This is a genomic window from Oceanisphaera sp. (genome assembly GCF_048268965.1).
GTDB lineage: Bacteria > Pseudomonadota > Gammaproteobacteria > Enterobacterales > Aeromonadaceae > Oceanimonas.
Window position 1 is genome coordinate 246,394 of sequence record NZ_JBLWUK010000001.1, and the last position, 6,852, is coordinate 253,245.

7 protein-coding genes are annotated in these 6,852 nt (G+C 55.1%); 1 reads left to right on the forward strand and 6 read right to left on the reverse strand.

From position 1 onward, the window contains the following. Positions 1 to 3 precede the first annotated feature (3 nt). The 5 genes from ACN0VL_RS01100 to ACN0VL_RS01120 all read right to left on the reverse strand — a co-directional run bounded on the left by ACN0VL_RS01100 (position 4) and on the right by ACN0VL_RS01120 (position 5,550). Positions 4 to 1,065 carry an ABC transporter ATP-binding protein gene (locus ACN0VL_RS01100; RefSeq protein ID WP_417614263.1) on the reverse strand — a complete coding sequence of 354 codons (1,062 nt, stop codon included), beginning with the start codon at positions 1,063 to 1,065 and terminating at the stop codon, positions 4 to 6. Further along, positions 1,065 to 2,687, reverse strand: a complete 1,623-nt coding sequence (locus tag ACN0VL_RS01105; protein ID WP_417614265.1) for an ABC transporter permease — start codon at positions 2,685 to 2,687, stop codon at positions 1,065 to 1,067. The genes ACN0VL_RS01100 and ACN0VL_RS01105 overlap by 1 nt, the downstream gene beginning before the upstream one ends. Positions 2,688 to 2,722: 35 nt before the next feature. Continuing rightward, the gene (locus ACN0VL_RS01110) at positions 2,723 to 3,739 is read right to left on the reverse strand and encodes a Fe(3+) ABC transporter substrate-binding protein (protein ID WP_417614317.1); all 1,017 of its coding nucleotides are present in this window, start codon (positions 3,737 to 3,739) and stop codon (positions 2,723 to 2,725) included. Between the two features lie 231 nt (positions 3,740 to 3,970). Continuing rightward, complete coding sequence (locus ACN0VL_RS01115) at positions 3,971 to 5,197, reverse strand: ammonium transporter (RefSeq protein WP_417614267.1); 1,227 nt, start codon at positions 5,195 to 5,197, stop codon at positions 3,971 to 3,973. Positions 5,198 to 5,211: 14 nt separating this feature from the next. Then, a complete protein-coding gene (locus tag ACN0VL_RS01120) occupies positions 5,212 to 5,550 on the reverse strand; it encodes a P-II family nitrogen regulator (protein ID WP_417614269.1) in 339 nt (112 codons plus the stop codon). A gap of 184 nt (positions 5,551 to 5,734) precedes the next feature. Here ACN0VL_RS01120 and arfB point away from each other — a divergent pair, with 184 nt between their 5' ends. Further along, the gene (arfB, locus tag ACN0VL_RS01125) at positions 5,735 to 6,151 is read left to right on the forward strand and encodes an alternative ribosome rescue aminoacyl-tRNA hydrolase ArfB (RefSeq protein ID WP_417614271.1); all 417 of its coding nucleotides are present in this window, start codon (positions 5,735 to 5,737) and stop codon (positions 6,149 to 6,151) included. Between the two features lie 87 nt (positions 6,152 to 6,238). On the opposite strand, the gene ACN0VL_RS01130 is transcribed toward arfB, so the two are convergent. Then, a complete protein-coding gene (locus ACN0VL_RS01130; protein WP_417614273.1) occupies positions 6,239 to 6,598 on the reverse strand; it encodes a YacL family protein in 360 nt (119 codons plus the stop codon). Positions 6,599 to 6,852 lie beyond the last annotated feature (254 nt).

The following is a 6,852-nucleotide window of genomic DNA, read 5'->3' on the forward strand; positions in this document are numbered from 1 at the left end:
GCATTACGCGACGGCTCTTTGTCCCTGATGCTCGGGGAAAAAGGTCAGCGCATGGGGCAGGACTTTTACGTGCACCTGACTCACGGCTGGCAGTGGCTCGTTGGTGCTGACCTCCAGACGCAGGTTCTGGCACTCCACCACACAACGGGTGTGTGTGCCCAGGAACTGTTGCTCGACCACACGGCCATTGCCCTGCTCGGTCAATGACAGCTGAATTTGCCGTGGCCGCAGCATGAGCTGGCCACTGGTGCCGGCGTCCGCATTCAACACCGACTGACTGGCTATCGTTCCCATGGGCGTCAACAAGGTCTGGCTGTCGATGACGGTGGCGGGCACATAGTTTGCCAAACCGAGAAAGTCGGCAACGAAACGGTTTTCTGGCTGCTGATACAACACCTGGGGGCGTCCCACCTGCTCGATGTGGCCGCTGCGAAAGAGTGCCAGCCGGTCGGAAAAGGCGAACGCCTCTTCTTTACTGTGGGTCACGAAGATGGCGCTGATGCCCTGCCCTTTCAGCAGTTCGCGGATCTCGCTGATCAAGCGCATCCGCACCTGGGTATCTATGTTGGAAAACGGCTCGTCCAGCAGCATGAGCTGCGGCTTGCCAATCATGGCCCGTGCGATGGCGACCCTTTGCTGCTGGCCACCGGATAATTGATGGGGATAACGCTCTCCCAAATCCGCCAGGTTTACCAGCGCCAGCACCTCGGCAACCCGCTTGCAAATGACCGCCTTGTTGCTTTCTTTGCACTGCAGGCCAAAGGCCACGTTTCTGGCCACGTTTAAATGCGGAAACAGTGCGTAATCCTGAAAGATCATGCCGATGTTGCGCCGCTCCGGGACCACGGCAAGGCCGTTACCGTTCATTTGCTGGCCGTGAATCCTGATCTCGCCCCGTGCGACGGGCAGCAGCCCGGCAATGGCCTTGAGCAAGGTGGTTTTACCGCACCCGCTGGCCCCCAGCAGGCACATGATTTCGTTCTCTTCGACCCGCAACGAAAGGTTGTCCAGTACTGCCTTGCCGTTATAGCTACAGCACAGCTTTTTTACGTCTAATGCCGCCATCAGTGGTGTTGCTCCAATGATCGGTTCAAGAAAATCAGCGGTATCAAGCCAACCAGTACAATCACAATCGCGGGCAAGGCCCCCAATTCCAATTGCTCGTCGGATACAAACTGATATACATAAGTGGCCAGCGTCTGAAAGTTGAAAGGCCGTAGCAAGAGAGCCGCCGGCAGCTCTTTCATGCATTCGATAAACACCAGCAAGGCGCCAGCCAGCATCCCCTTGCGGATCAGCGGCATGTGTACCTTCATCATCATGGCGCCGGGGCCATAACCCATGGTTTGTGTGACCATGTCGAGGGACGGCGATACCTTGCCCAGACTACTTTCAACCGAGCCGATGGCCATGGCACCAAAGCGCACCAGATAACCAAAGGCAATGGCGGTCATGGTGCCGGTAAACAGCAACCCCGGCTCGGTGACGCCCAGCCACACCGCCGCGTCATTAATGGCAAAATCGAGGCTGGTTAACGGCACCAGCACGCCAATGGCCAGTACTGTTCCCGGCAAGGCATAGCCCATGGACGCCAGTCGCATTGGCACCACGGAATACACTTTTCCCGTCAGTCTATGGGTCATTCCCAGCAACAGGCCGACCATCAGTGCCACTCCCGCCACCAGGGTCGACAACCACAGACTGTTGAAACTGTATTCAAAAAATCGGCTGTTCCAGGCCTGGTCAAAGTAATGCACGGCGTGGTAGCAGAGGATGACAAAAGGCAGCAAGAAGCCCAGCATCACCAAGGACCAGCAAAAGAGCAGTGCGCCCCACTTGGCCACCCCCGTTAAACGGTAACCGGCGTGCTGCTCGTGTCCCATGCTTTTTTGAAACACTTGCTGGCGCTTGCGACTCATGCGCTCCAGGCTCAACAGCAGCATCACCACCAACAGCATGATGGCGGATATTTTGGCGGCGGCATTCAGGCTGCCGTAGCCCAGCCAGGTATCATAGACCGCCGTGGTCAGGGTATTGACCGCAAAAAAGTTCACGGTACCAAACTCGGCCAGGGTTTCCATGGCCACCAAAGACATACCCACGGCAATGGAGGGGCGAGCCAGTGGCAGGCTGACCTTCTTGAAGCTTTGCCAGGGCGTGCAGCCCAGCAGCCGGCTAGACTGAATAAGGCTGGTGGATTGCTCCATAAAGGCGGTGCGCGCCAGCAGATACACATAGGGGTAAAGCACCAGTCCCAGCACGAGCGCCGCACCACCCAGGCTACGAATGGCTGGAAAGTAATAATCGGTGGCAGACTGCCAGCCAAACCACTGGCGCAGGCCGGCTTGCACCGGCCCGGAGAAATCCAGCAGGTCGGTATAAACAAAGGCGACTATGTAGGAAGGCATGGCGAGCGGCAGGATCAGGGCCCACTGCAGCCAGCGTTTACCGGGCAATTCACACATGGCCATCAGCCAGGCGGCGGGCACTCCGCATAACAGGCTGAAAGACATCACCAGCAACACCAGCCAAAAGGTATTGCCGATATAGGTAGGCAGCACTGTGCCCCACAGATGATGAAAGATATCTTCTGTGGGTAACAGTGCCTCGTATATAAGTGCCGTAATAGGCAAAGTCAGCAACAAGGCGAGTGCCCAGCTGCTGACCGTCCAACCTGATCGTTTCATTGACAACTCAAAACGGGGGCCTCGCCCCCGCCTTTTTAAAGGTCGTATTGAACTTCGTCTACCAATTGCACTGCGGTTTTAGCATGTTTTGCTACATTAACCAGCGGGCGTTTGTCGGCGTCGAAATCCCCCCAGCTTTTCACCAAATCCGATGGCTCTACGCCAGGCTTGACGGGATACTCATGGTTAACGGACGAGTACAGGTGCTGTGCTTCGTCAGCGGCCAGAAATTCCATCAGCTTAACGGCGGCGTCTTTATTCTTGGCATGTTTGGCAAGCGCTACTGCAGATATATTCACGTGGGTGCCACGATCTTCCTGATTGGGGAAGTTGATGTAAACGGCTTCCGCTGCTTCACGCTGCTTGTCGTCGCTCAGCATCACGCCGTAGTAGTAGCTGTTGCCCAGAGCATAATCACATACACCGTCTTTAATGGCCTTAATCTGGTCGCGGTCGCCACCTTGCGGCTTTTGCGCCAGGTTGGCCTTTAGGCCTTCGAGCCAGGTTTTGGTGTATTCTACTCCATGCTCATCAATCATGGAGGCAGTCAGCGCCACATTATAGGGATGTTTGCCGCTGCGAGTACAAATTTTTCCCTTGTACTTGGGATCGGCCAGCTCTTCATAGGTAATGTCTTCGCGCTTGCCCACTCGATCCTTTGAGGTATAGATAGCACGCGCGCGCGTGGTTACGGCAAACCATTTGCCATCGGCATCACGATACTGGGCAGGAATGCTTTCTTCCAGAATCTTGCTCTCAACCGCTTGGGTCAGGTCCTTGTCAACCACGTCCATCAAGCGACTCACATCAACCGTCAATATCAAGTCTGCTGGCGACAGGCGACCTTCACGCTCCAGGCGCTCGCCCATGCCATCTTTCATGAATACCACGTTAACGTCGATACCGGTTTCCTTGCTGAAAGTATCGATAATCGGCTTGATTAAAAAATCCTGGCGATTGGAGTAAACGTTGACTTCTTCGGCAAAAGCCTGGCTGGCAACGCTCGATACCACCAATGCAGCTGCAGACAAGAATAGTTTGTTAGACATCATCATGGTCCATTTTGTTGAGTGAGAACAATTTACATTCAGCAGTATACTTATACATCATTGAGAATCAACCAGTAACTCACATCGAAATGATAAAAGTTTTCATCTGCAATCAGCCGACCAATATGCTGCCGGTTTTATCGCGCCCTGTCTTTGCGCTGGCGCACTAAAAATGAAAAAAGGAGGCTCCATGGCCTCCCTTATTTCGCGAAACGCTGTAGCCGGTTGCGGCATTCAACTGCGCTTCAGGGTCACAAACTCGGGATAGGCGTCTATACCACAATCTATCCTGTCCATACCCGACAGTTCGTCTTCTTCGGTCACCCTGATGCCCATGGTGCGTTTAAGCAGATACCAGACCAGCCAGCTGGCACCAAATACCCAACCACCAATCACCAGTATGCCGACCAGCTGCACCCACAACGTGGCGTCGGGGTGGGTCACGGGGACCAGCAAGAGCCCCAGCATACCGCAGACTCCGTGCACCGAAATGGCTCCCACAGGATCATCAATGCGCAGCTTGTCCAGCACCACTATGGCATACACCACCAGCATGCCCGCCAACAGCCCGATGCCGGCGGCCCACAACGGGCTGGGAGACAAGGGGTCGGCGGTAATGGCCACCAGGCCTGCCAGAGCGCCGTTGAGGATCATGGTGAGATCCGCCTTGCCCCAGGTCAGCTTGGTCACCACCAGGGCGCCGATGGCCCCGGTGGCCGCAGCCGCATTGGTATTGACGAAGATCCCCGCCACCGCGGTGGCATTTTCAACATCGGACAACAGTAACTGCGACCCCCCGTTAAATCCGAACCAGCCCATCCACAGAATAAAGGTGCCCAGGGTTGCCAGGGGCATGTTGGATCCGGGAATGGGGTGGATCTCGCCGTTTTTACCGTACTTGCCCTTGCGGGCTCCGAGCAGCAAGACACCGGCCAGTGCCGCTGAGGCGCCCGCCAGATGGACGATACCGGAACCGGCAAAATCAACGAACCCCCACTCCGACAGAAAGCCACCGCCCCAGGTCCAGTAACCTTCAATCGGGTAAATAAAGCCGGTCATGACCAGACTAAATGCCAGAAAGCCCCACAGCTTCATGCGCTCGGCCACGGCACCGGACACTATGGACATGGCAGTGGCTACAAACACCACCTGAAAGAAAAAGTCGGCCTCCAGCGCATGGTCGGCTCCCGCCTCCACCTGGCCTATCAAGCCACCCAGGCTTGGCAACCAGCCGCCGGCCGGGTTGTTCAGATACATGAGGTGATAGCCCACCAGCAGATACATGGTGCAGGCGATCGCAAACAGCAGCACGTTCTTGGTGAGTATTTCGGTGGTGTTCTTGGCGCGTACCAGACCCGCTTCCAGCATGGCAAAACCGGCCGCCATCCACATGACCAGTACACCGGATATCAGAAAGTAAAAGGTATCCAGAGCGAATTTGATTTCGGTTAAGGTATCCATTGGCTATCCCTCGCTTAAATGGCTTCCATGTCCTGCTCGCCGGTACGAATGCGCACGGTTTGCTGAAGGTCATAAACAAAAATCTTGCCGTCGCCGATCTTGCCGGTGTAGGCGGTTTCGGTAATCGCCTCGACCACCTGCTCTACCTGGCCGCTCTGAACGGCAATCTCGAGCTTGATCTTGGGCAGAAAATCTACCGTGTATTCGGCTCCACGATACAATTCCGTATGTCCTTTCTGACGCCCAAAGCCTTTGACTTCGGTCACCGTCATGCCGTGAACTCCCGCCTTGGCCAGCGCTAAACGCACATCGTCGAGTTTGAAGGGTTTGATAATGGCGCAAATCATTTTCATGGTGAGCCTCCTTGTTGACCAGCACGACTGTGGTGGTCATTAACAACAAGCAAACGGCACGCCAACTTTTTATAGCTTTATTATCAGTCTGTTACATTGATTCTGCGGTGGAGTGAGGGGGGCGTGATATGATATTGGTGCAGTCGATACACTAAAAGCACCAACAGAGTGCAATGGAGTCACCATGTTATCTCTCTCGGCCCGGGTACAGATCCCCGAGCAGGAACTGGAATTTATCACCATGCGTGCCAGCGGCCCCGGCGGCCAGCATGTGAACAAGACCGACTCTGCGGTGCAGCTGCGCTTCGACTACGCCAACAGCCCCAGCCTGCCAGACAGTTACAAGCTGGCGCTGGGCAAGATGAGAGACAACCGCATACTGGAGTCGGGCTGGATCATGATCCGTGTCGAGAGTCATCGCAGCCAGCTGATGAACAAGGAAACCGCCAAAGAAGCCTTGACCGCGCTGTTGCAGCAAGCCGGCAAACCGGTCAAGGTGCGCCGAGCTACCCAGCCGAGCAAAGCCGCCAGGCGCAAGCGCGCCGACAGCAAGACCCATCGTGGAAAAATCAAAAGCGGAAGAGGGAAAGTAAAGCTGTAAGACTAGGCGTAAGGAGTAAAGCGTGAGGTGCAAAAATCGGTACTGACGTATTTGACGCCTTACTCTTCCCTCCTCACGCCTGACGAATTAACGGTTGCTGCAGAAATCTAGCCATTGTTCCAGTACCCGGGCCAGATCATCCAGTCCGCAGCCGGCGTAGTGCTCGTCATCGTAATACGCCATGCCATCTTCAAGACCGTCACTATCAAACGCCAGGGCATGAGCGCTCAGCTCCGCTTCTTCTGCCGTTAACAGCAAGGAGCATTCGGCGTAACTTTTCTTGAATTCAGGTAATTCACCGGCTGCCAGCGCTTTCATCACAGACAGCAGCTCAGTCGCTTCCGCCGGACTGATTTCGTCGGTCAGCCACTGCCCCATCACTTCGTGGCCCATGCTGAACCGGGCACGATGATGACCATTAAGGTCGCGAAAAAATTCAAATTCCACAATCACTCCACTGGCATGCTACAAAAGGCAGGCCATAAATAATAAAGTCGGATTCTACTCCTGCAGACCGCCAGGTAACAAGGCTGTCCTCCACCCGCTCGAGCGGTTAACGATAAGCCATGATCTGCATGAATAATCTGCATACATGAATGTACTGAATGCATAATATGAATTGGTCTCATCCACCCAGCCAGCGTATCCTATGCGCCCACAAATACCGAGCAATATCCGGTAACTTCGAGCATAACCAGTCA